The following is a 25,768-nucleotide window of genomic DNA, read 5'->3' as shown; positions in this document are numbered from 1 at the left end:
TCGAAGGGGGATCTGTGAGCAGTGCTGTGAATGCCGGAAAGGCGATCGGCACAGAAGTCGTAGGAAAAGTGATGAACCCATTCACTTCGGCACAATTGGCCATGCTCTTCGACCAGGTCGCCGAGCCGGAGAATGTCGGAAACAATACCGTCGCCTCGTTCTACGGCGAAACGACGGCAAGTCCCGACACCGTAGAGATTGCCTGGCGCCGCGTCGTCGAGAGACACCCGATATTGACCAGCCGAATAGCGGCCGACGACTCCGGATTCGGCTACGTCACCAATCCGGGGCTGGTGGACCTGGATGTGCGAATGGTGGCGGATACCAGGCGACGGCCGGTTCGCGAGGAACTGTCGGAACTGGTGCAGCGCCCCTTCGCTATTTTCGAGGGTCCGCTGGTGCGGTTCCATGTTCGCTGCGACGGTGTCCGGGCCGTGGTCGTGTCGGTGTGCCACCATGTCCTGGTCGACGTGGTGAGTGCGCTGTTCGTCGTTCGCGAATTCTTCGGGGAGCTGTGGTCTTTGGAGCACGGCGAACAGCGGCAATCGGCTGCGGAGTCGGCGGAGTTCGGTGAGTTCGTCCTCGCGGAGCAGGACTATTTGGCCTCGGCGGAGGTAGGTGCGGACCGGAGCTATTGGAAGGGCGCCCTCGCTGGCTACGACACCGACCTCGTCGCCGCGATCGCGGCTCTGCCCGATGCGGATGAACCCGGTGACCCACTGGAACAGTGGGTGCGCATCGAGGTCGATGCGACGGCGTCCGGCGCCATTCGGAGCCGGGCCGAGGACAAAGGGATCTCGCCTGCCGCCGCATTCCTCGCGGCGTATATGCGCGCGCTCGGTGCGATCGCGGCTCCCGATGCGGATACCGCCGATATTGCGGTGGCCCTGCCCGTTCTGCGGCGTGATACGCGCTTTGCGACCACCATAGGTAGTTTCACCCAACCGGCCGCGGTCCGGGTCGCCGTGGGCGCGGACATCGAGGACGACCTGGTAAAGGTCGGACTCGGTGTGCAGAACGCTCGCCGGCACGGACGGCTGCCGACGACCGAGATGATTCGGTACGCGGCCAACGCGTCGAACGTGCTCCAGACGACATTCCTCTACGAGCCCTCGTATCTCGGGTTCGGCACCGCATTCGTTCTCGGTGACCGGTTCGAGCTGGATATGTCCGGCTACCGCACGCAACCGTATCCGTTGCCCTCGCAGGTCGGTCAGTTCCCGTTCCGATTCCAAGCCGGGTTCGTCCACGGTCGATATCTCGGCGCTGTCCACTTCGATCCCGGCGCTGTCACTCGCGGGCAAGCTCGTAAGCTCGCCGATCTGGTGGTTGCCGAACTGCGTGACCTCGCGCGCGGTCACGGAGATATTCGAGTCGTGTTGCCCGGCGAATTCGGTTCCGGCTGGCGGCATCCCGCGGGGAGCCTCGTGGTGACGTACCGGGCCGATCGGTCGAAGGCACTCGTGCGCGACACGACGACCGTGCTGGACCGGATCGCGGCGGTCGTCCGCGACCGTTCGCGCGCGCCCGCGGTCAGCTCCGGCACCCGGACGGTCACCTACGCGCAGTTGTGGGCCGGGGCGAAGGCGGTGGCCGGTCGTATCGACGCCGAGGGGCACGACCCGGTCTGTGTGCTCCTGCCGAAGGGAATCGATGCCGTTGTCGCGATCGTCGGCGTGCTCGCGTCCGGCCGTCCCTTCGTCGTGGTGGATCCCGGCTACCCGGCGGATCGCCGTTCGACGATGATCGCTGCCGGGGTGTCCGGCATCGTCGCGAATCGGGCTACCGCGCAGGCGATTCCCGAGACGTACGACGGGCCGGTGTGGTGGATCGACGACCTCGACCGGACCCCGGCCGGAGCGCAGGTCGAGACCGGTGTGTCGATCGGTCCCGAACATCCCGCGTATCTGGTTTTCACCTCCGGTACGACCGGTGTCCCCAAGCGGGTTCTCGTCGACCACCGTGCGCTGTCGCACTCGACCTCGGTGCGCGGGGACGTGTATGCGGGCCCGCCCGAACGCTTCCTGCACCTGTCGTCGCTGTCGTTCGACAGTGCCTACGCGGGCTTGTTCTGGACGCTCACGACCGGTGGCGAACTGGTCCTGATGGATATGGCCGCGGCGCCGTCGACGGTCGAGATCGTCGAGGCGATCGAAGCCCGCGGGATCACCCACCTACTGGCGATCCCCTCGCTGTACGGTTCGCTGTTGGATGACGACGAGGCCGACCTCACCACGCTGCGGCAGGTGATCGTCGCGGGTGAGGAGTGCGCCAGCGCGGTGCGCGAGGCTCACCGGCGTCGACTGCCGATGACGTCGCTCACCAACGAATACGGGCCGTCGGAGGCCGCCGTGTGGTCGACCTACGATCATCTGGACCGCTCCGACGGGGATATTTCCATCGGCCGGGCGATCCCCGGAATCCGGACGCTGGTGCTCGACGAGGCATTCGAACCGGTGTCGGCCGGTGATTCCGGAGAGCTCTATGTCGCCGGTAACCTCGCCGTGGGGTATCTCGGACATCCGCGCGCCACGGCGGCCGCTTTCGTACCCGACCCGTGGTCGCGGGAATCGGGTGGCCGGATGTACGGCACCGGCGATCGGGTTCGGGTCGGCGAGGGCGGACGTCTGTATTTTCTGGGGCGCGTCGATGATCAACTCAAGATTCAGGGCTTCCGGATCGAGCCTCGCGAAGTCGAAGCGGCCTTCCATGCGGCGACTGGAGCGCAGTGCGTTGTGACCGCCCGCACCGACGGCCCGACCGGTCGGCGGAACCTGGTCGCCCTCCTCGACCGTCGGACGGTGGCGGCGGTGGATCTCGACGCGGCGTTCGGCGAGATCGCCCGTCTCCTGCCCCGCTACATGGTGCCGACGGAGACCGTGGTCGTCGACGAGATCCCCCGGGGTGTCAACGGGAAGGTCGACCGGCGAGCGGTGGCGGGGATGGCGGCGGAGTCGGAGCGCTCGATCCGTCACCGTGCGACCGATCGCGGGGACCGAGCCGCGGACCGAACGGTCGAGCAGGGCGAATCCGTCGTGCTGGTGGCGGTCGAGCGCGCACTCGACCGACCCGTCGATCCGCACCGGTCGTTCATCGACCAGGGCGGCGACTCCATCGCGGCCATGCGAGCCATCGGATATCTGCACCGACGCGGAATTCGGCTGTCCCCCAAACGATTGATGTCGCGGGCGAGCCTGGACGCCGTGGCAGCCGATGTCGAATCGGTCGACGTGCGGCATATCACCCGGTCCGCCGGGATCGATCATGGCCTGCCGGTACCCATGACCAGGGGGCAGCGGGCGATGGTGTTGCATACCGCGGCCGATCCGCATTCCGGTGTGTACATCGAGCAACTCGTCCTCGATCTGAGCGGTCGGGTCGACCGGGAACGGCTGGTTCGGGCATGGCGATCGGTCTTCGCGGCGCATCCGATTCTGGGCTCCGTCGTCGACGACACGAACGAGAAACTGTTGCGTGACAAGGCCGCGTCGACCCCCGTCGTCGTCGACGAGACCACCTTCGTGGGGGCCGACTCGTCGCAGTGGACGCGCTGGCTCGAGGAGGACAGACGGCGCGGATTCGCCATCGGCGCCGAGACGTTGTCCCGGGTGGTCATCGCGGACGGTCCGGCCGGCACCCGATGCGTCTGGACCCATCACCACGCCGTCGCCGATGGGTGGTCGCTTCCCGTGGTCATCACGGATCTGTGCGCCGCCTATGCCGGTCGCGATCCGCGGCCGCCCGAATTCGACCTGGTGGCGTACGCCCGCCGACGCGCCGATGCCGAAGGTCGCCGCCAGCCCGGCGCGGAAGGCGGCACCGTCCGGGTGCTCGATCGTGTCGTGGCACCGGCCGGAGCCTCGCGATCGGACCGGCAGCTGTCGGTCGAACTCGAACTCGACGTCGCGGTCGACGCCGTAGCCGCACGGTGGCATGTCACCGTGGGGACGCTGCTGAACACCGCCTGGTCGCTCACCCTCGCCGCGGCGCTCGGTACGGACCGCACGCAGCACGGGGTGATCAGCAGCGGCCGCGACATCTCCGAGCCCGGAATGGACCGTGCGGTGGGTCTGTTCATCGGCGCGCACGGGCTGGCCGTCGAGTGGCGCCGCGACGCATCCGTCGCGGAGGTCATCGGCCACGTCGGCCAGGAGGTGGCCGATGCCGTGGCGGGCGCCACCGGGTCATCGCAGACCCCCGACACCGTGGTCGTGGTGGAGAACTATCCGCTCGACCCCGCGGCACTCGATTTCGGCGAGGGCGTTGTCCTGACCCATGCCGACCTGCTCGAACAAACCGAATTCGCCCTGGTGCTCCAGGCTCGGGAGTGGCCTCGAAAACGCCTTCTGCTGCACGTGGATTCGTCGCGGGTCGGTGCCGACGCGGTCGCGACGATCGCGCGGACCTTCGAACGGGTCCTCCGCCGTCTCGCCGAATTCGACACCGACTCCCGTGTCGGCGCGCTGCTCGACACCCTGGCGCCGCCCGGATTCGTCACCGCGCCCGGCGATGTGCGCCGTGCGGAGGATCTGCTCGAGCGCGTGGCGGGCCACACCCGGCGCCGCCCGCAGGCCGCCGCGGTCGTGCGCGACGGGACGGTCGTCGACTACCGCACGCTCGACCGCAGACGGCTCGATCTTGCCGATCGCTTGATCACGGCCGGGGTACGGCCGGGTGAGGTGGTCGCGGTCGAGGTCACGCCGGAGTGCGAACCCGCTTCGGCATTGCTCGGCATTCGCACGGCGAAGGCCACCTGGATCGTCCTCGACGACGACCTGCCGACGTCGCGGGTGTCGGCGATGCTCGGCCGCTCCGGCGCCCGGTGGTCGCTCGCGTGGTCCCGCGACGAGTGGGCGGTGACCGAGGTCGCCGACGCCGCGGGGCCGCGGGCCGGGGCGCGCGGCCGCATGGGCGACGCGTATTTGATCTTCACCTCGGGCACGACCGGCGAACCGAAATGCATCGCCGTCGGGACCGACGCGCTCGACGGTCACCTCGATTCCATCTGCCGCCGGTTCGATTACACCGGCGACGACGTCATCCTGGTCTTCGGCTCGCTCGGATTCGATGCCGCGCTCGAGCAACTGTTGGGCAGCCTCTACGCGGGCGCGACGGCCGTGCTGCGGCCCCGGACCGCGCTCGAGCCTGCCGACGTGGCCCGGACGATCGGTGCGCACGGTGTCACGGTGTTCAATCCGCCCACAGGCTATTGGCGACAGTTCGGCCCGTCGATGCGGGCCTACCGGCAGACCGCGTTGGCGTCGCTGCGGACGATCGTCGTCGGAGGTGAACACCTGTCGGCCCGGCTGGCCGACGGCTGGTCCAATGAGCCGCTGCGGTTCTGGAATGCCTACGGTCCGACCGAGGGCGTCATCACCGCTCTGTCCCACCGGGTTTCGCAACGGGACGGCGAGGTGGTTCCCATCGGCGTTCCGGCCGGTGACCGCGCCGCCTACGTTCTCGGGCCGGATCTGCGACCGGTCGGTCCGGGTGTCGTCGGCGAGCTGTGGCTCGGTGGGTCCCTGCTGGCCACCGGCTACCTCGGTGACCCGCGGGGCACCGCCGACGCGTTTCGGCCCGATCCCTTCACCGATGTGCCGGGTGCGCGTGTCTACCGGACCGGAGATCTGGCCTACCGGTCCGCGGACGGCGTGGTCACCTACGTCGCACGTGTCGACCGACAGTTGAAGGTTCGCGGATACCGGGTGGATCCGGCCGAGATCGAGAACGCGGCGATGGCGGTGGACGGCGTTGTCATCGCCCGCGTTCTGCCCGTCACCCTTGCCGAAGGGGGTGTGCCGCGACTGGACTGCGCGGTGGTGATCGACGGCGCCGAGCGTAACGGTGCCGCGGTACGGGCGGCGCTCGCCGATCGGCTGCCGTCGCATCTGGTGCCCGCGGTGGTGCACGTCGTCGACGAATTGCCGCTGACCGGCAATGGGAAGGTCGACGACGAGGCCCTCCGGCGTCGGCTCAGCGGGGGTGCCGCGGCCGGTGACGCCGACAGCGGCGGCGCCGGTTCGGATTCGGCCGACATCGAGCGCGTCGTCGTCGACGCGTGGCGGCAGGCGGTCGGCGCTGCCGACCGGTCGACGGGATTCCTTGCCGCCGGGGGTGATTCGCTTCGCGCTCTGACCGTCAGCGCCGCCGCGCGTCGGTACGGCGTCGTCGTCGACAGCCGCACACTGCTGGCCGATGGCACGCTCGAGGATCTCCTCGCCGGGGCCGCCGTCGACCCTGCCGCCGCCAGCAAGGGTGTGCAGCCCGCGCGCAGCGAGCACCTTCCGCCCGCCATCCACTGGTTTCGGCGCCGAGTGTCGGGCCACGGCGTCCCGCCGCGCTGGAATATGGCCGTTCGCCTGGAGATCGAGGGGCTGCCCGCGTCGGCCGAATTGGATTGCGCCATCGCCGCCGTACTGCGCGTGCATCCGATGCTGCGGACGAGGCTGGATACGACCGGTTCGGCATGGTCCTTCGTTCTCACCGACCACGACCCGCTGGTGCACTATCTCGACACCAGGGGCGAGGAGGTCGACCACGCCTGCGCGGCGGTGTTCAACACGCTGAACCGGCGAGTCGACATGACACGCGGACAGCCGATCGGATTCGGCGTCGTGCGCGCGCTCGACGTCGCGCGCACCGCGGTCGTCATCGTGGCGCATCACTTCGTGATGGACATCGTGTCGCTGCAGATCGTGGCGGGCGATCTCGTGGAAACCCTCACGTCGATCCGGGCCGGGCGGCCCGCCCGGCTCGAACCCGAGTACACGAGCGTTCACGAATGGGTGTCATGGTTGGCGTCGTCGGTACGGCAGGACGACGTGTTCGAAACGACGCGGGCCGCCTATCGCGGCGTGGACGGGCATTCGTCGCGCGATCCCGGTCGTGAGGCGTCCGCGGCGAGCACGGCGATCGAGTTGGAACTGGCTGGTGTCGAGGCCGCCGCCGCTGCTCTGGGCGCCTCGTTGGAGGAGCTCGTCCAGATCGCGTGCGCTTCGGCATATCTTCGGCACCGCGGGGGCGAGCGCACCGTACTGGAGGTCGAAACCCATGGTCGCGATCTCGACATCGACGGGATCGATCTCACCCGCACGGTCGGATGGTTCACCGGTCTGCTCGCGATTCCGATCGGAACCGGCAGTGCCCCCGGGCAACTCGCCGAACTGAGAGGCCGTCGACGGTTCCTCGGGCGGTCCGGCCAGCGGGTGGAAGCGTTGCGCCACTTCGTCGGCCGGGACCCGGCCCCGGGGCTGAGCGTCGATGTCGGCGTGAACTTCTTCGGACGGGTGGCCCGGCCCGGAACCGCCGCCGTGATCCGGCCGTACGGCACCGGTCGGCTGCGTGCCGGTGACGCGCGCCGACCGGTCGAATTCGCGGTCGACGCGTGGATCGACGGTGACCGCCTCGCGGTGTCGATCGAGCACTACGACCTCGGCGAGGCCATCTCATACGGCGAGGCGTTCGCGGTCGCGATTGCCGGGGCGACGAAGCAGGCCCGGCCGGTGGTCCGGACCGGATGGTGCGCGGTGGACCTGCGCGGCAACGATTTGTCCGCACTCGTCCGGACGTATGGACTGTTGGACGCGATCGCTCCGTTGACCAGCGCCCAGGAGGCCATGTACCTGCGCAGTCAATCCGACGGTGACAAGGGGGCCTATATCGAGCAGGCGGTGCTGCGGATTCCCGCTGGGGCGGATGCGCGGCGCCTGGCCGAGGCGGTTCGTGCGGCAGGGCAGCACTATCCGCTGCTGCGCGGGTCGATCGAATGGGGCGTCCTGGCCGACCCCGTGCTCGTGGTGCCTGCCGAAGGCGAGGTTCGGGCCGAGTGCGTCGAGGGGGAATCCGAGCGCCTGGCCGAACGGGAGGTGCGTGCCCTCATCCGCTCCGAGGGCCGACAGCTGTTCCGTGCGCTCGTCGTCGACGGCGAGCAGAAGTACCTTCTGCTGACCTATCACCACCTTGTCGTGGACGGCTGGACCACCCAGCGGCTGCTTCGCTACATCGAGCAGGCATACATCGGTGCCATCGCCACGGGCGGCGAACCGGATCGACGGATGCTCGACCACATGGTGGTGTCGCGATCGTTATCGCACGCGCGCGCCGCGGACGCGGGCGGGGCGGTGGACCGGCAGGCGGCGGTCCTGCTGCCCGATCTCGGCGGTGCACCGAACGGCGGTCCCCCGGAAAACGGTGCGCCCGAAGGCAATGTCGACCTGACCGTGTTTCTCGACGGCGAGGCCGGTCAGCGCGTACGGCGTACCGCCGCCGCGCACGGAGTGACGTTCGCCGCGCTGGTGCACGCCGCGTGGGCGATCGTCCTGGCGGGAAACGACGCCGAGGGTCACGGCACGCGCACGGTTCGCTTCGGCACCGTGGGGCAGCGGCGGCCGGAGGGCCACGCGGACGCTCTGGGGATGTACATCGTCGGGCGGGCGGTCGAGGTATCGCTCGCGCCCACGTCGGACATCGGCGGGCTGCTGACGGCCATGCACGCTGCACTGCGGGACGAGCCATCGGCGACGGCGGGTGTCACGGTGTCCGCCGACGGCATGTACGAGTGCGCGGTGATCGTCGACGACGCGCGCGGGGCAAGCCAGGTGGGCACCTTCCTGGACGAGCCCATCGACGTTCTCTCGACCCGGGAACGGACCGGGCTCCCGCTCACGGTGAGCGTGGTCGACAACGCGCACGGCGACGGCACCGTGGAGATCACCCTCAACTGCGACACCCACCACGTCGCTATTGCCGCGGGCACTCGGATTTTGCGCCGTATCGAGATGGTTCTCGAGGCGATCGGGGATCTGAACGGGACGGTCGCCACTGTGCTGGCCGCCGCACGGAATCGATTCGGACACTCGGCTGCGGGAATACCCGGAAGCCACGAACCAACCAGCACGGGGGAAAGATGATGCCCACCAACGTGATTCGACACCGCGGCGTTCCCGCCACGTTCGACTGCGGCCCGCGCGTAGAGAACTGGATCGCCGGGCATATGGAGGAGATTCGGGAGACCTTCGCCGCGACCGGCGTGGTGCTGCTGCGCGGACTCGGCACGGTCGCGGATCGGTTCGACACCGTCGTCGCCCACATCACCGGTGAGCAGCCCCAACCCTATGCCGGAGGCGCGACGCCCCGGACCCGGCTGCACGAGAATGTGTACACCTCGACCGATTTTCCCCCGCAGTACGCCATCGATCTGCATTCGGAGATGGCGTACGCGACCACCTGGCCCAGGTATCTGGGCTTCTGCTGCACGCGGGCCGCATCGCGCGACGGCGCGACCCCGATCGCGCCCACAGACGTTGTCGCCGAGCGCATTCCGGCTCGGCTTCGGGCCGCGCTCGACGAGGTCGGGGTGCGCTACCGCCGCTGCTTCCACCCGCTGCTGGGCGAGGATTGGACCGTCGCGTTCGGCACCGACGATCTCGAGGCGCTGGAGGTCGCCGTGCGGCAGCGCGGCGAACAACTCGAGGTCGGGTCCGATGGGGCGGTGACGACCACGATCGTCCTGCCCGCATACCTCGAAATCGACGGCGCCGCACACTGGTTCAACCAGGTCGTCGCGTTCAACATTCGTACCCTGCCGGACGATCTGCGCGCGGATCTGCTCGAGGTGGCGGGCGAGGAGCGGGTGCCCAAGAACTCCACCTTCGGTGACGGCCGCCCCTTCTCCGACGAGGACATCGCCGCGGTACGGGACGCGGTGGCGTCGGCGTCGATCCGTTTTTCCTGGAAGCCGGGGGATCTGCTGGTCATCGACAATCGGCGATTCGCGCACGGTCGGGAACCGTTCGCGGGTGCGCGTGAGATCCGCGTGTGCATGACAGGAGCGGGAACGTGGGCGCCGCCGTACGCGCGTCGCATCGTAGGAACAGGAGTGAATGGTGATGCATGACCACAACCGCTCGTCCGCAGCGGGATGGGCCGGGGCGTGGGCCCGCGACGCCGCCGGGCGAGGGGTCGTCGAACTGGATCCGTGGATGCGGCCCAGGGTGGATCGAGTCGAGATCGAGCGGGCGGTGAGCCGGGCGACATCGCCGTTCCTGGTCGGTGAACACGACGGTTCCGGCGGCCTGGTGGCGGTGTCGATCGGTGACGAGACGCCGGGATCGGCAGCCGCTGTCGAGGTTCACCTGCGGGTGGACGAGGGGGCGGTCTCGGCCATCGAGGTGCGGGGGCGGCACGGCGAATTTCGGCTCGACGACCTGGTCGCCAAGTCGCTGGCCGCGTCGGTGGCCCGCCAGTTGGGTGTGGACGTTCCCCGGCCCGCCGGCCCGCCGGAGACGGCCGCGGCCGAGGTGGCCGACATCGTGACGCGCGTCTTCGAGGTCGCCGAGCGGGATCCCGACCGCGTCGCGGTTCGCGTCGGCGACGACACCCTGACCTTCGGCGCACTGGTTGCGCGGGCGCGACGGTATGCGGCGGTCCTCGACGACGAGGGTGCGGCGGAGGTCGTCGCGGTGCCGTATCGCCGTGTCGTCGACACCGTCGTCGTGCTGCTGGGTGTTCTGGTGTCCCGGCGGGCCTACCTGCTCCTGTCCGAAACGGATGCGACCGACTACAACGCCGAGGTCATGCGCTGGACAGGGGCGACGCGGGCGCCGGTCGAACCGGTTGGTGCCGAGGACCGACCGGCCCCGTGGCGACCGGCGACCGGCGCCGCCGCGGCGTATGTGTCGTTCACCTCGGGGACGACGGGCTCGCCCAAGGCGATCGTGATCGAGCACGCGCAGTTGTCGGCCTACTGTCGATTCCTGTCCGAGACCGGAATATGCGGACCCGATGTGGTGATGCCCGCGCTCAGCGCGCCGGGGTTCGACGCCATCGTGAAACAGATCTGGGGTCAGTTGAGTGTCGGCGGTGCGGTCCGGATACCGACAACCGACGACCCGGTGCACGAGATCGAGAAGGCGCTGCGGATCGACGGCGTCACGATCAACACGGTTCCTACGGTGTGGCGCGAAATCCTCGACCTGCTCCCGACCGAGGCGTTTCCGGAATCCGGCGTTCTCCTGCTCGGCGGTGAGGCGCTCGACGTGACGCTGATCGAGCGCACCCTGCGGCGGTGGCCCGGCGTGCGCATCGTGAACCTCTACGGGCCGTCCGAATGCACCTCCAACGCGACCTGGCTGCACGACTGCGGCACCGATCGCGACGTCGCGCCGATCGGCCGGGCCGTCCACGGCTCGTTCACCCACGTGCTCGACAGCGCGCTTCGACCCGTGCCCGTGGGTGGTGTCGGCGAACTGTATGTCTCGGGTGCCTGTGTCGGGCGCGGTTATCACGCGGATCCGGGTCGTACCGCGAGATCGTTTCTTCCGTCGGTCGGCGCCGCGCCGGGGTGCCGACCCGGCGATCGGATGTACGCGACCGGAGATCTCGTGCGGCAGACCTCCGCCGGGCTGGTGTTCCTGGGCCGCTCGGATATGCAACGCAAGGTCAACGGCGTGCGGGTGGACCTCGAGGCCCTGCGTGCGGACCTATCGGCCGTTCCCGGTGTGCGGGCGGCCGCCGTCGACACCGCGGGCGGCTCCATCGACATCTTCATCGTGCCGACCGGCCCCGACGTCGTCTCGGCGGTCCAGACCTACGTGCGGCGGACCTGGCGTGTCGAAATCGGCGTCGGCCACATCTGGGCGGTCGACGCACTGCCCCGGCACGCGTCGGGCAAGGTCGACCTCACCGCGCTCCGCAGGCTGGTGTCCGCACCGGTGGCCGCCGCGGACGGTGCGAACACCGATGCCTCGCATCGCGTGCTCGAGATCATCTGGAGCAACGTCCTCGGCAGTCCGGCGCGGTCCCGGGACACCTCGCTGGCCGATCTCGGTGGTGACTCGATGAAGCGGCTCAAGCTGATCGCGCTGTACCGCCGGATCCTCGAGGTGGACGTTTCGATCGATGACTTCCGGGACCGCGACACCCTCGGCGACCACGAGGACGTGCTCCTGCAGCGGGTCGACCGGGACAAGCTCGACGCCCTCGTCTCGACGCTGGAGTCGGCTCGGTGAACAGCCCGTCGCAGAGCTCAGCGCTCGAGGCCCTGCTGAGGGTCTCGGGCGGCCCGTCGACGAGGACGATCGGGTCGGACGGTCCCGCGCCCCTGAGCAGCTATCAGGAGCGCATCTGGCGCGGGCACCTCGCCGGTACCGGCTCCCGGTACACCGTGCCATGCGTGTTCGATGTCCCGGGGCGGATCGACCACCAGCGGGTGGTCGATGCCGTCTGCGCGGTGGTCGACACGAATCCGATTCTTCGATCGACGATTGTGTCCACCGAGCACGGGCATGTCATGGTCCCCCTCGACGGCTCGTGCACTCCCGAGCACGTCGCGACGGCCGGCGACATCGAGCGGGCGACCCTCGACTTCGTCTCCCGACCGTTCGCCGCGGACCGCCCTGGCTGGCTGGTACGGGTCGGGGTGCTCGCCCACGGTGACGCGACGAGGCGAATTGCTGTCGTCTTCCATCACGTCGTGATCGACGGTGTCTCGATGTCGTTGTTCCTCTCGGACGTCCTGCGGGAGTTCCAGGCGCCCGGGACGGCGGCATCGACCCCGCGGCCACGCTATCGCGACGTCGTCGGAGCGCGTGACGACACCGACGCCACCCAATGGTGGTACGCGCACCTTCGTTCGCGGGCCGAGGCGCGGGTGTGGAATGCCGAGGAGCATGGGCGCGGCGAGGCCACGGTGAGCCGTGAACATCTCGCGCCCTCGGCACGGGATGCCGCCGCGAAGGTCGCTGGGCGGCACGGCGTGCACGAGGTCTCCGTCTGGTTGGCGGCCACGGCGCTGGTGCTCAGTCGAATGTTGCGGTCGGAATCGTTCCGTTTCTGGGTGCCTTTCGCCAATCGGAGCGAACTGGACGAATTCGACGCGATCGGCCCCTTCGTCAACACCGTGCCGGTTCACGTCGAGGTGTCCGCGCGCGAGTCACTGGCCGATCTGCTTGCCCGCATCGATGCGGCGATGGCGAGCATGCTGACGCACTCGAACGCACCGATCGGGGAGGTCGTCGAGCGGATTCGCGAATCGGTGCCGAGCTACTGGCCGGTGGACGATCTGTATTTCAACTTCCAGTCCGCGGATAGGTCCGGGCTGCGTATCGACGACGCCGTCCTTCGGCCCGTGCCCGTGCACACCGGTGAGACGAAGGGCGCCTTGACCGTCAGTCTGCAGGTGGGGGGCGACCGAGCCGAATGTCAGACGGAGTCGGCGCTGGCCGGATGGGACCGCTCCACCCATGCGGGCCTGCGCGGCGCGCTGGTGACGGCCCTGGCGACGATGGCCGCGGACATCGATCGCCGCACAGCGGATGTCGAGGTCGGATTGGTCGGCGCGCCACTCGTGCGCCGGGCACGGTCGATGTCGTCGATCACCGAGGTGATTCGTGCCCGCGCCACCGAACGCCCCGACGAGGTGTCGCTCGTGGCTCCGGACGCGACCTTGACGTGGCGCGAACTGATCGCCGGAATCGATGCGCGGGCAGCGCTTCTCGCCGAGGCCGGGGTCCGACGCGGCGATCATGTGCTGGTCTCCGCCGAGCGTGACCAGTTCTTCGTGCAGTGGGCCGGCGCGGTCATGGCACTCGGCGCTGCCTATGTGCCCGTCGATGTCGCGCGGGTCGGTGCCCGGCTCGCGTCGATCGTCGACCGCTGCGCCGCCACCGTCGCGATAGTTCCCGCGGACCATGCCCGGGTCATGACGGGTCTGGGTCTGCGGGCTGTCGACCGGGCCAGCGCCGCGCCCGCGGGTCGTGGGCGGGCGAAAGGTTCCGTCGTGCCCGCGGTGGGGGCCGCGGCACCCGCCTATGCGATCTTCACCTCGGGGACGACGGGGCGCCCCAAGGGTGTTCCCGTGACACACGGGAATGTCCTCGCGCTCGTCGAGGCGACCGGCGAGCTGATCGGTCCGGGTGACGTGGTGTCCTGCCTTCACTCGTTCACCTTCGATTACAGCGTGTGGGAGCTGTGGTGCGCCCTGGCGCACGGCGCCCGCGTGGTGCTCTTCGACGCGGCCACCATCCGAGATCCGTTCGTACTCGCCGAGGCGATCGGGGCTGCCGGGGTTTCGGTGCTCTCGCTGACCAACACCGCCTACGGTGCGCTGCTCACCGCATGCGAACACTCGGCGGCGGCGGTGACGGCGATCGGACGGACCGTCCGCCGTGTGGTACTCGGCGGGGAAGCCGTCACACCGGCGTACGTCACGGCGTGGCGCGAGCGGTTCGGTGCGCGGTGCGAGATCGTCAATATGCTCGGCGCGACCGAGACGACGGTGCACACCACGCGGGGGGCGGTGACCGAAGCGGGCGACTCGGGGATCGTGCCCGTCGGCCGGGCCCTCGACCATCTCGACGTGGTGGTGGTGGATCCGGACGGGCACGCCCTCCCGATGGGATGTGACGGGGAAATCGCCGTCCGCGGCCACGGCGTAGCGGTCGGCTATCTCCGGCAGGGCGGACTGACCGCCGCCCGCTTCGTCCCCGACCCGTTCGCGGGCGCTGGGCCGGGGGACCGGATGTATCTGACCGGCGATCTGGGCAGATGGCAGGCGATCGACGGGGTCGCGGCCCTGCTGTGTCGCGGCCGGCTCGACAATCAGGTGAAGGTCCGTGGTCACCGGATCGAGCTCGACGGTGTGGAGCGCGTGCTCGAGTCGGCCGAGATGGTGCAGCGCAGCTGTGTCGTCGCGGCCGAGGGCGCGCTCATCGCCTTCGTCGAGTTCGTCCCCGACACGGGAGCCGCCCCCGATGCCGCGACGGTCGATTCGGGGTTGGCGACCGTTCGCGCGCATGCGGTGGCCCACCTCGCGCGCTATGAGATTCCCGACCAGATCTACGCGGTTCGTGCCTTCCCCTACACCGCGAACGGCAAACTCGACCGTCGTCTCGACCGGTTGCGGTCGGTCGCACTCGCGGCGAGCATCGGCCGCGAAGCGAGTGCCGGTGGGACGGACGCGTTCACGGCTGCCCTCCGGCAGGTGTTCGGCGGCGACCGGACGGTCGACATACGAAAGTCCTTCCTGGCCAATGGCGGTGACTCGATCACCGCCGTGCAGTTCGTCGGGGAACTGCGAGGCGCCGGTATCCGGCTGAGCGTGGGCGACCTGCTCGCGACCGACAGCCTGCAGACGCTGCGCGAGACCGTCCTCGCCGGTGAGGTTCCGGAGTCCGGCCTGTCCGCGGGTGAGCCCACTACCGCGCCCGACGGCACGGGATGGCATCGAGTCGAGAGGTTCGAACTCGTCGACGCCGCCGTGCGCGACCTCCTCCCGTACGACGCCGCCGATGCCTATCCGCTGTCGGCGGCGCAGGAGGGCATGCTGTTTCACATCCGCCTCGATGACGAGGTCGGCGTCTACCACAACACGGTGAGTATTCGCATCAGGGGCACGCTCGACCCGCGCGCCTTCCGCGTCGCGCTGGCCGACACGGTGCGACGGCATGACGTGCTGCGGACAGCGATCGACGACGAGATCGCCGCGGAGCCACTGCAAATCGTCTACCGCGAGGTCGCACCGCCGTTTCGATTCATCGATGCCCGCGACAGCGACGACATCGGTGCGCTACTGGATCGGCTGGTCGCCGAGGAACGACGGACTGCCTTCGATCTTTCGACGCCACCGCTGTTCCGGATGGTGCTGGTACGGGTCGGCAGGGCGGAGAACCAGCTCATCATCAGCGACAACCACATCATCCTCGACGGTTGGAGCTGGACGTCGACCCTGGCGGAGATCATCGCCAGACACAATGCGCTCTGCCGCCGAGATCCCGACTACGACACGACGCCGGTCGCGGACAACTCGGTACGGTTCGCCGACTTCATCGCGGCCGAGCGGACCGCGCGCCGCTCGCAAACGTCTCGCGCCGCCTGGCAGCGGCACCTCGAGACGGTGACGCCCAGGTCGATCGCGGATATCCGGGGCGGCAGCGGCCGAGACGTGCATCGGACGCCGATCCCGATCGATCATCACACCGCCACCGCGTTCGCGCGCGCGGCGCGGTCGGCGCGAGTGTCGTTGCGGCACATGGCGATGGCGGTTCACTTCCTGGTGCTGGCCGACGTGTTCGGTGACAACGACGTGGTGTCGGGCATCACCGCGAACGGACGCCTCGAGCTGCCGGGTGGAATCGAGACCCGCGGCATGTTCTTGAACATGGTGCCTCGTCGCCTGGTGGTCACGGGTGATCCGGTGGCGGTGGCCCGGGACTGCGCGCGGGTCGACGCGGCCATGGCACCGCATCGCCGCGTCCCCAACATCGACATACAACAGCTGGTCGGCCGGGGGCCCCTGTTCGATTTCGGATTCAACTTCGTGCAGTTCCACCGGTTGGCCGAGGTCGAGCGGACGCACCGCTTCGGAACCAGCGCCGATCCGCACTATTCGCGAGAGGACACGGATTACGCGTTGATGGCGACGTTTTCGGTGCATCCGCCCGAGCATTCGCTCGCGCTGATGCTCGTGGCGGACCGGGTGCGGATCAGTGCCGAGCGTCTGGACCTGCTGCGCGAACTGTATTCGACCACGATCGCGGCCGTTGTGGGCGTCGGTCGCGACGAGGGTGCCAGCGAAGGGGTGCACTGGTGAGAACGCTGCTGTCGGTTTTGCTACGGGGCGGCCGGTTGATGTCGATGCTCGCGGTGACGGCCGGGATCGTGACCGGTGTCGCCACGATCGCGATGATCTCGATCATCACGTCCACGGTCGGCTCGAGCGGGGGGCCCGAGCGCATCGGTATGTTCGCGGGAGCGGCTGCCGCCGTGCTGGTTTCCGGTGCGGTCGCGTCGAATGCGCTGGTGCGAGTCACGCAGCGGTCGACCGATCAGCTCCGGACGAAGGTCGTCGGCGACCTGATGGCCATGCCGCTGCGCCATTTCGAGGCCTACAAGCCGTCCCGGGCTCTGGCCGTCCTCACCGACGATCTGACCGCCATCGGCCAGGCCGTGCAGGCTCTGCCGCTGCTTCTGATCAACGCGGTGGTCGTGGTGTCCGCGGCGACATATGTGGGAATCCTGTCGCTCCCCGCGCTCGTGGTGCTCGTGGTGGCATTCGTCGCGGGCGCCGCGGCGTACGGCTGGGCCGGTGGCCGCGCGGCGGTGCATGTGCGTTGCGCCCGCAAAGCCCAGGACGATATGCAGGCCGCCTTCGAGGCGCTCACCGCCGGGTTCAAGGATCTCAAGCTGAATACCGCCCTGCGGTCGGCGATCGTGGACGAGGATCTTCGAGGACATTCCCGGCGCCACGCCGAGAGCGTGGTGAAGGGATCCACGATCACCCTGGTCGCCGGGTACTGGGGCCAGATGTTGTTCCTCGGCTGCGTCGGCGCGATCGTTTTCGCGGGTCAGTGGCTGGGCATCGCCGAGCGGGATCAGTACGCCGTCGCCCTCGCGGTGCTCTACATCAATACGCCGCTGGTGACCGTGCTCAACATCGTCCCGGTGCTCAATCGAGCGACCGTCGCGTTGGATCGGCTCCTCGACGTCGCGGCGCACGGATCGTCCGAGGAGGCGGCCGCGCCGACCCGACCGCCGTCGATGGTGCGTGCCGCCGCGCTGGAGGACGCCGTGTTCACCTATGGCGACGACGACGAGACATTCCGGCTCGGGCCGGTGTCCCATGTTTTCGAGCGGGGCACCGTCACCTTCATCGTCGGCGGAAACGGAAGCGGGAAAAGCACTCTCGCCAAGGCACTCGCCGGGCTGTACCCGCTGGCCTCCGGGCGGCTCGTCGTCGACGGCGCGGCGCTCACCGGCGCTGACCTCGCGGCCTATCGGGAGAACGTCAGCGCTTGCTTCGCCGACTCGTACCTGTTCGGCCGAATCAGGTCGACCGACCCGGCGGTGCGCGAGCGGATGCAGTACTGGTTGCGCGAATTGCGTCTGCACGAACGGGTGGTGATCGCCGGTGACCGCTTCGAGTTCTCCGGCCTGTCCACGGGTCAGCGGAAGCGCCTCGCACTGGTGGAGGTGCTGGCCGACCCCCGTGCCGTCGTCATTCTCGACGAGTGGGCGGCAGAACAGGATCCGATATTTCGGCACCGCTTCTACCACGAATTTCTTCCCGCCCTGCGGAATGCCGGGCGGATCGTGCTGGTCGTCACCCATGACGACAGGTACTTCCACGCCTGTGACGCGCTTCTGAAACTCGAACGTGGCGTTCAGGTTTCACCCTCCCGGGCCCTCGAAAGCCTGGCCGATACGAATATCTCCCACTGAAAGGGGCTCGCGAATGTCCGAATGGGCTGTCGTTCGAAACGACGAGGAACAGTACTCGGTGTGGCCGGTCGATCGGGAACTACCCGCCGGATGGTCCGCGATGGGCTTCGAGGGAACCCGCGACGAGTGTCTGGACCATATCGAGACCGTGTGGACCGATATCCGCCCGTTGTCGTTGCGTCGTTCGCTGGGGGAGGCGTGAGCGTCTTCGTCGACGAACGCTGTCTCGCGGCCCTGCGCGGTTTCGGCGGCCGTGTCGTGCAGCGCTGTATCGACCAGGATCTGGACGCACCGACGGTGCTCGAGCGCTGCGAGTATGTGCGCCGCGAGGTGGAGTCGGCGGGGATCGGACGCGGCGATGTCGTCGCGATCAAGGGCCGCAGGGACTCCTGGCTCCTCCCGGTGTTGCTGGGCATCCTCCGCTCCGGCGCCGCCTACACGGTGATCCCGTTCAACTCTCCGGTCCACGTCGAAAACACGGTGCTGCGAACGATTCGCCCGCGGGCGGTCATCGCCTGGGACGATCTCGCGCCCGCCGCGTGGCTGGGACGGCCGCGACTCGCACTGTCGGAGCGCCTGCACCTCCTCGTCGACCGATCGGCCCGGCCGGCAACCGAGCGCGGGCCGCGCAGTGCCGATGAGGTGTGCTACGTGTGCACGACCTCCGGCACGACCGGCACGCCCAAATGCGTCGCGGTTCCGCATCGAGCCGTCGCCGCGTTTCTCGACGCCGCTCGCGCGGTCGTCGACCTCGCTCCGACCGATATCGTTGCCGCGCGGTCATCGGCCGCGTTCGATCTGTCGGTGTGGGAGCTCTTCGGCTCCCTGACGGCGGGCGCGACGTCTGTGCTCGTGGTCGAGTCGGTGGCCGCCGACGTGTCACGGCTGCACGCCGTGCTTGCCGGAGAAGGCTGCACCGTGCTGTCGACGACGCCGTCGGCCGCGTACCAGCTCGGCTCGCACGACAAGGCCGTCGGAGGCGGGCTGGCGCTGCGTCGCCTGCTGGTGGGCGGCGAGGCGGCGGACGGCCTGCGGTTGGCCGATGTACTCGCGGCCCCGTCCTTCGCCGGGTGCCGACTGGACAATTGGTACGGGCCGACGGAGGCGACCGTGTCCTGCACCGGTGGTCGGTTGGACGACGAGCGCTTACGCAAGATCGAACTCACCATCGGCCCGCCGCTTCCGGGCGTGCGCGCCTGCGTTCTGGGTGAGGACGGCGAGGACCATCGCATCGAATCCGACGGCCGCTCGGTCGGACCGGGGGAGCTCGCCGTCGCCGGTGACCAGCTCGCCCTCGGATATCTCGGTAACCCCCGCGCGACGGCGGCGGCATTCGTCCCCGATCCGGACGCACACGGCGGTCGGCGCTATCGCACCGGTGACCGCGTGACGGCGGACGGGAGCGGATGGGTGACATATCTCGGCAGGCTCGACAACCAGGTGCAGTTGCGCGGCTATCGACTGGAACTCACCGAAGTCGAACGCGCGATCGCCGCGCACGAGAATGTGCGGTGGTGCCATGCGACGGTCGGCGGGACCGACGGAGACGTCCTCATCGCCTACTTCGCGCGCAGAGATCACGCCGTCGGCCTCGACCGGTCGGCCCTGTGGCGCACCCTGCACAGTCGGCTCCCGCGGCATGCGGTACCCGCCGCGCTGGTCGAAATCGAGGACATTCCGATATCGGTGGGGGAGAAGCTCGCTCGCGATCGGCTGCCGCCGCCGTCCGCCGCCGACTTCGCCGTCGGGGATTCCGCGGTGGTGCCGCCGCAGAGCCCCACCGAGCAGCGGCTGCTCGAACTCTGGCGACGACTCCTCGGGGTGGACGATATCGGCACGACGCATCACTTTTTCGCGCTCGGGGGACACTCCCTGCTGGTGGCCCGGCTCTCGTCCGGAATCCGCCGGACGTTCGGCGTACAACTGCAGCTCGCGGATGTCATGGAACGGTTGACGATCCGCGAGCTGGCCGTACTCGTCGATGCGGAACTGGCGCGCAGCAGACGGTCCGACGTGTCGGCGGGAGAAGAATTCAATAGGGTACGGAAGGAAATCGTGTGACGGCACTGCTCACATTTGTCGACGGACTCGCGCGCTGGAGTTACCGTCGGCGCGGCATCGTCCTGCTCGGTTGGGTGGCCGCCCTGCTGCTCTCCGCGGTGCTGTACACGGCCGTGGGGGTGCGCGAGCTGCCGACTCCCGACGGCTTCGTGGGGGAGGCGGGCGCGGCGGAGCAACTGGAGGGATCCGCGGACTTCGTCGCGTCGCGGACCGAGAGCGTGCTCGTCTCCGCCACGGACCAAGCGGCCGCCGACCGCGCGGCCGAGGCGCTCGCCGGGGAGTTGCGGCAGGCGAAATCGGTTGAGTCCGTGGGTAATATCCTGTCGGCACGCGACGGGGGTTCGCGGCTCATCCAAGTCGTCCTCACCGACGAGAAGGCGGCGCCGTCGGTTCGGCTGCGGGGCGTGACGTCGGCGATCGAGCGGACCCGGGCGGCGCATCCCGGCATCACGATCGACACCACCGGGCCGAATTCGGTGCGAGCCGACGTGACGCAGACCTACGCCCGCCAACTGTCCCTGCTGGAGGTCGTGAGTCTGCCGATCACGGCCGTGGTGTTGTTCCTCGTCTTCGCCGGAATCATCGCGGCCGCGGTGCCTTTGGCGATCGGCCTGGCCGTCGTGCTGCTCGCGGCCCTGTGGGGCGGGATCACCTCGCACCTGGTGCCGATGGACGAGAACCAGATCAGTCTCATCATCCTCATGGGTCTGGCCCTGGGAGTGGACTATTCGCTGTTCTTCGTCCGGCGGATGCGCGAGGAGTTCGCGAAGAACCCGGATCTGGACGCGAGCGCCCGCATAGCGGTCTCCGCGACATCACATTCGGTTTTCATCGCCGGGATCACGACCGGGGTATCGGTCACCGCGACGTTTCTCACCGATTCGCGGATCTTCCATTCGTTGACCCTGGGCATGGTCCTCGTGGTCGTCGCCGCGCTGCTGGCCTCGATGACCCTGTTGCCCGCGCTCCTCGGGTTCGGCCGCAAGGGTGTCGTGCACCGTCATTTCGGTGCTCAGGCATCGGATTCCGCGGACAGCAACGGGGGCATGTGGGCTCGGCTTTCGGCCATCGTGGTCCGTCGGCCGAGCGTGGCGGCGGTGATCGGGGCCGCGGTTCTCGTCTGCCTGGCCGCCCCGGCGTTGTTCATGCGCCTGGAATGGCCCGGGACCGACAGTATGCCCCGAACCTTCCAGTCCCTGCGGACCTTCGATGCCGTGGCAGGCCAGTATCCGCTGTACGGCATCAGCCACACGGCCGCGACGGCTGTGCACGGTGACCCGGACGGCGCTCGTCGCACACTCGAGGCGATCAGCGAGAAGGCGGCGGCGACACCGGGATTCGCACCGGAGCGGCGTGCGATCGAGTTCTCGAGTGACAACACCGTCGCCCGCGTCGAGATCGCGGTTCGCGCGCCGGGCATCGACTCCCCGGAGGCCGGCAGTACGCTCACCGCGCTCCGCGAGGACATCATCCCGGCGGTGGCCGCGGATCGGCGCGTGCTCGTCGGTGGCGAAACCGCGGTCAGCGTCGACACTTCACGATCGATGTACAGAAATATCGTCGTGGTGATCCCGTTCGTGCTGGTGATCTCGTTCCTGCTGGTGTTGCTGGCGTTCCGCTCGCTCGGATTGGCGGCGATGAGCGTGGTGCTCAACCTGCTCTCGGTCCTGGCGGCCTACGGAATTCTGGTGATGGTGTTTCAGGTCGGATTGGGGGCGCCGATTTTCGGTTCGGACTACGTGGGGCCGGTGGTGACGCTCCTGCCGATCATGTTGTTCGTCATCTTGTTCGGACTGTCGATGGACTACCACGTGTTCATCCTGTCGCGAGTGCGGGAGGCAATCGCGCACGGGGCTCGACTCGATCACGCGGTTCGCGCGGGGGTGGTGAATTCGGCGGCGCCGGTGACGGCCGCGGCGGCGGTGATGGTGGTCGTCTTCGCGATGTTCGCCATTCTTCCGACACAGGAGATGAAGCAGCTGGGAATAGGCCTCGCCGCGGCGATCGCATTGGATGCCACCATTGTGCGTGGAATTCTTCTGCCTTCGGTCCTCATGCTGCTCGGTGATCGGGTATGGCGTCGGTCCGCAACGCCGACGGGCGGTGCCGGACACGGAGGGATGCATTCGCGTCGAGCGGTTTCGACAGCGTGATGGCGGGCCGAGCGACACAGGCAGATCCGAGAGAAGGCGGCATGGTGTGGAAATGCTTCGGCGGCACAACTGCTGGTGGGGTCGCGGCCCTGCTCGCGGTGTTGTCGATGTTCGCGCTGTCGATCGGCGCTCCGGCGGCGAATGCCACGGGCGATGGACTGGCGCGGGAGGTATCCCGGATCGCCGGTGAGCTCGATGTGCCCGGCATGGCCGTCGAGATCGTCGACAGTCGCGGTGTGGTCGACAGGGCGGTATGGGGAAAGGACGGCAACGATCGACCGATCGACGAGCGAACCCCCTTCGTGTGGGGATCGGTGTCCAAGTCGTTCGCGGGGCTGATCGTTTCCCGGTTGGCCGCGCGCGGGGAATTGACTCTCGACACCCCCGTCACCCAGCTTCTGCCCGAGGCGGCGGAGCGTGTCGTGCGCGACCGAGCCACCACGGTGTCGGATCTGGTCCATCACACCAGCGGCCTACCGCACGACATGGCCCGCACCGACGACTGGTCTCGCCGCGGTCGCGCGCTCGATGCGATCGTCGATCTCGGGCGCGTCGACAATGTCTCGTCGCGGGGCGTGTTCCGGTACTCCAGCCTCAATTACCTGGTGCTGCAGGCGATCGTCGAGCGGGTGACCGGGCAGTCGTTCGGCGAGGTCGTCCGGCACGAGGTCGCGGACCCGGCCGGGGCCGACGACATCATCACCGATGCCGACACTTTCACGCAGCGGGTGCCGCCCGGATTCGTTCCGTTCTTCACCGTTCCGGCGCGGATACACACGGGATTCGACGCCGCCGGGGTGGGCTATGGCTACCTGGCCGGGTCGGTCGAGCAGCTGGGCCGTTACGCCTCCCGGCAGCTCGCCGATCTGCTCTCGGCCGATCCGGCCGCGGCCTTGTCTCGATCGGGGACGGTGGCCACCGGCGGTGCGGCAGGCTACGGATTCGGCTGGTTCGTCGAGCGGATGGCGGGTGCGGACGGGACAGCGACCGAAGTTCGGTGGCATTCGGGAGCGGTGCCGGGATTCTTCACCCACGTGGCGCTGATTCCGGAACGGGATCTGGCCGTCGTGCTGGTTGCCAATCGGTACGGGGAGATGGAGTCCGAGCGCTTCGCCGCCGCGGCCCGTTCGCTGGTCCGGTCCGAGCTCGGGATCCCGGATCGCTTCGGATTCGGGCCGGGCGCCTACGAGGCCACGTTGGCCACCCTCTGCTTTGTCGGTACGGTCCTTGTCGCCTGGCTCACTCGAATCGTCATCACACTGATCGGTGGCGATCTTCGGCCCAGTCGCACCGGCACGGTCTGTGTCCGGGTCGGTCTCGTCGCCGTCACAGGAGGTCTGCTTCTGTTCGGCGGGCTTGCCGGGGTCCCGCGGATCGTCGGGGCGCCACTGACGGTCATCAGCAATTGGGCCCCCGATATCGCACTGCTGTTCTGGATTCTCGTCGCCGAGATATTCCTCGTGACCGGACTGCTCGTCCTGCGTCACATTCTTCGGCATGAGCGTCTCGTCGGAATACTCGGCCGGAGGGGGGCAGAATAGCGGTGCCGTCGGCGTAGACCGTGCCCGCCGTCCCGGAACGGTCGGCGGGCACCGGGTCGCTACTGGTCGGGGCTCTTGGTAGTGGCGGCTTTTTCCGTCGAGCCCGCGGTTCCGTTGCTGCGATTCATGCTACCCCGGATCACGATTATCAAGAATGCGGTGACAACCACCACTACGATAGCTATGAATGCCATCCACCCGAGCGCCAGCCAAACGTAACCCATATCCATTGCAGATCCCCTCTTGTATTAGCGTCGTGCGAGGACATCATGGCATCTCGGACGCCGTTTGGGAAGTATACGACCAATATGATCTCCGCACCGATTATTCACCGTGTGGTCACTCCGGTGACATTCGTCTACAGCAAACTGATGTGGGGGGCGGGGATATGCCTGGCTCGCCCTAGAATTAGAGGGCTGTGTATTTATTTCCGGGATCGTCCGTGAGTGTTCCAGGAAATGTGCATCGAGCAAGGAATAGTGAATGCAACACTACCGGAGTAATGTCCGCGACCTGGAGTTCAATCTCTTCGAGGTGCTGGGTCTGGGGCCGATCCTGGACGGAGACGCGTTCGGTGACTTGGATACCGACACGGTCAGGGAGATGCTCGCGCAGGTGCGTCGCCTGGCCGAGGGTCCGCTCGCGCAGTCGTACGCCGAGGCCGACCGCAACCCGCCGGTCTTCGATCCCCGGACCCACACCGTCGCGATCCCCGCATCGTTCAAGAAGTCCGTACGCGCCCTGCAGGAAGGCGGCTGGGACAAGGTCGGCCTGCCCGAGGCACTCGGCGGACTCGGCGTGCCGCGCACCGTGCACTGGGCCATCAGCGAGCTGATCCTCGGCGCGCAGCCCGCCGCGTACATGTACGCCGCCGGTCCCGGATTCAACGCCATCTTCTACAACAACGGCACCGACGAGCAGAAGACGTGGGCCGAGATCGCGGTCGAGCGCGACTGGGGCGCCACCATGGTGCTCACCGAGCCGGACGCGGGTTCGGATGTGGGCGCGGGTCGTACCAAGGCGATCCAGCAGGAGGACGGCTCCTGGCACATCGAGGGCGTCAAGCGCTTCATCACCTCGGCCGATTCCGACGACCTTTTCGAGAACATCGTCCACCTGGTGCTGGCCCGCCCCGAGGGTGCGGGCCCGGGCACCAAGGGCCTGTCGCTGTTCTTCGTGCCGAAGTTCCACTTCGACCGCGAGACCGGTGAGCTGGGCGAGCGCAACGGCGTCTTCGTCACCAACGTCGAGCACAAGATGGGCCTGAAGGTCTCGGCCACCTGCGAGGTGACCTTCGGCGGCCACGGCATTCCGGCCAAGGGCTGGCTGGTCGGCGAGGTGCACAACGGCATCGCGCAGATGTTCGAGGTCATCGCGCTGGCGCGAATGATGGTGGGGGTCAAGGCGGCCGCGGCCCTGTCCACGGGTCACCTCAATGCTCTCGCGTATGCGCGCACGCGCGTACAGGGAGCCGATCTCATCCATGCGGGCGATCGGTCGGCCCCGCGCGTGCGGATCATCCAGCACCCGGATGTGCGGCGTTCGTTGGCGATGCAGAAGGCTTATGCCGAGGGCTTGCGCGCGGTGTACCTGTACACCGCCGCCCATCAGGATCCGGTGGTGGCCGAGCAGGTTTCCGGTGCGGATGCCGATCTGGCCGCGCGGGTCAACGATCTGTTGCTGCCGATCGTCAAGGGTGTCGGCTCGGAGCGGGCCTACCAGTACCTGACCGAATCGCTGCAGACCCTGGGTGGTTCGGGCTTCCTGCAGGACTACCCGATCGAGCAGTACATCCGC

General features: G+C 68.4%; 10 protein-coding genes. All 10 read left to right on the top strand.

Annotated elements, in window-relative coordinates:
* Positions 1–71: 71 nt before the first annotated feature.
* A complete protein-coding gene (locus NDR87_RS33570) occupies positions 72–8,909 on the top strand; it encodes a non-ribosomal peptide synthetase (protein WP_251917937.1) in 8,838 nt (2,945 codons plus the stop codon).
* Positions 8,906–9,895 carry a TauD/TfdA family dioxygenase gene (locus NDR87_RS33565; RefSeq protein WP_251917936.1) on the top strand — a complete coding sequence of 330 codons (990 nt, stop codon included), beginning with the start codon at positions 8,906–8,908 and terminating at the stop codon, positions 9,893–9,895. Before NDR87_RS33570 ends, NDR87_RS33565 begins: the two co-directional genes overlap by 4 nt.
* Complete coding sequence (locus NDR87_RS33560; protein WP_251917935.1) at positions 9,882–12,008, top strand: non-ribosomal peptide synthetase; 2,127 nt, start codon at positions 9,882–9,884, stop codon at positions 12,006–12,008. Before NDR87_RS33565 ends, NDR87_RS33560 begins: the two co-directional genes overlap by 14 nt.
* Positions 12,005–16,588, top strand: a complete 4,584-nt coding sequence (locus tag NDR87_RS33555; protein ID WP_251917934.1) for a condensation domain-containing protein — start codon at positions 12,005–12,007, stop codon at positions 16,586–16,588. The genes NDR87_RS33560 and NDR87_RS33555 overlap by 4 nt, the downstream gene beginning before the upstream one ends.
* Complete coding sequence (locus tag NDR87_RS33550) at positions 16,585–18,216, top strand: cyclic peptide export ABC transporter (protein WP_251917933.1); 1,632 nt, start codon at positions 16,585–16,587, stop codon at positions 18,214–18,216. The genes NDR87_RS33555 and NDR87_RS33550 overlap by 4 nt, the downstream gene beginning before the upstream one ends.
* 13 nt (positions 18,217–18,229) lie before the next feature.
* Positions 18,230–18,418, top strand: a complete 189-nt coding sequence (locus tag NDR87_RS33545; protein WP_251917932.1) for an MbtH family NRPS accessory protein — start codon at positions 18,230–18,232, stop codon at positions 18,416–18,418.
* Positions 18,415–20,277, top strand: coding sequence for a non-ribosomal peptide synthetase (locus tag NDR87_RS33540; RefSeq protein ID WP_251917931.1), 1,863 nt, complete (start codon positions 18,415–18,417; stop codon positions 20,275–20,277). Before NDR87_RS33545 ends, NDR87_RS33540 begins: the two co-directional genes overlap by 4 nt.
* On the top strand, positions 20,274–22,430 hold the full coding sequence (locus NDR87_RS33535; protein ID WP_251917930.1) for an MMPL family transporter: 2,157 nt from the start codon (positions 20,274–20,276) through the stop codon (positions 22,428–22,430). The genes NDR87_RS33540 and NDR87_RS33535 overlap by 4 nt, the downstream gene beginning before the upstream one ends.
* A gap of 41 nt (positions 22,431–22,471) precedes the next feature.
* Positions 22,472–23,971, top strand: a complete 1,500-nt coding sequence (locus NDR87_RS33530) for a serine hydrolase (RefSeq protein WP_251917929.1) — start codon at positions 22,472–22,474, stop codon at positions 23,969–23,971.
* 483 nt (positions 23,972–24,454) lie between these two features.
* The coding region (locus tag NDR87_RS33525; protein WP_251941287.1) for an acyl-CoA dehydrogenase family protein at positions 24,455–25,768 on the top strand (1,314 nt) is incomplete at its 3' end.

The organism is Nocardia sp. CDC159, from assembly GCF_023740735.1.
Taxonomy (GTDB): Bacteria; Actinomycetota; Actinomycetes; order Mycobacteriales; family Mycobacteriaceae; genus Nocardia; species Nocardia pulmonis.
This window is presented reverse-complemented; position numbering and strand designations above follow the sequence as displayed.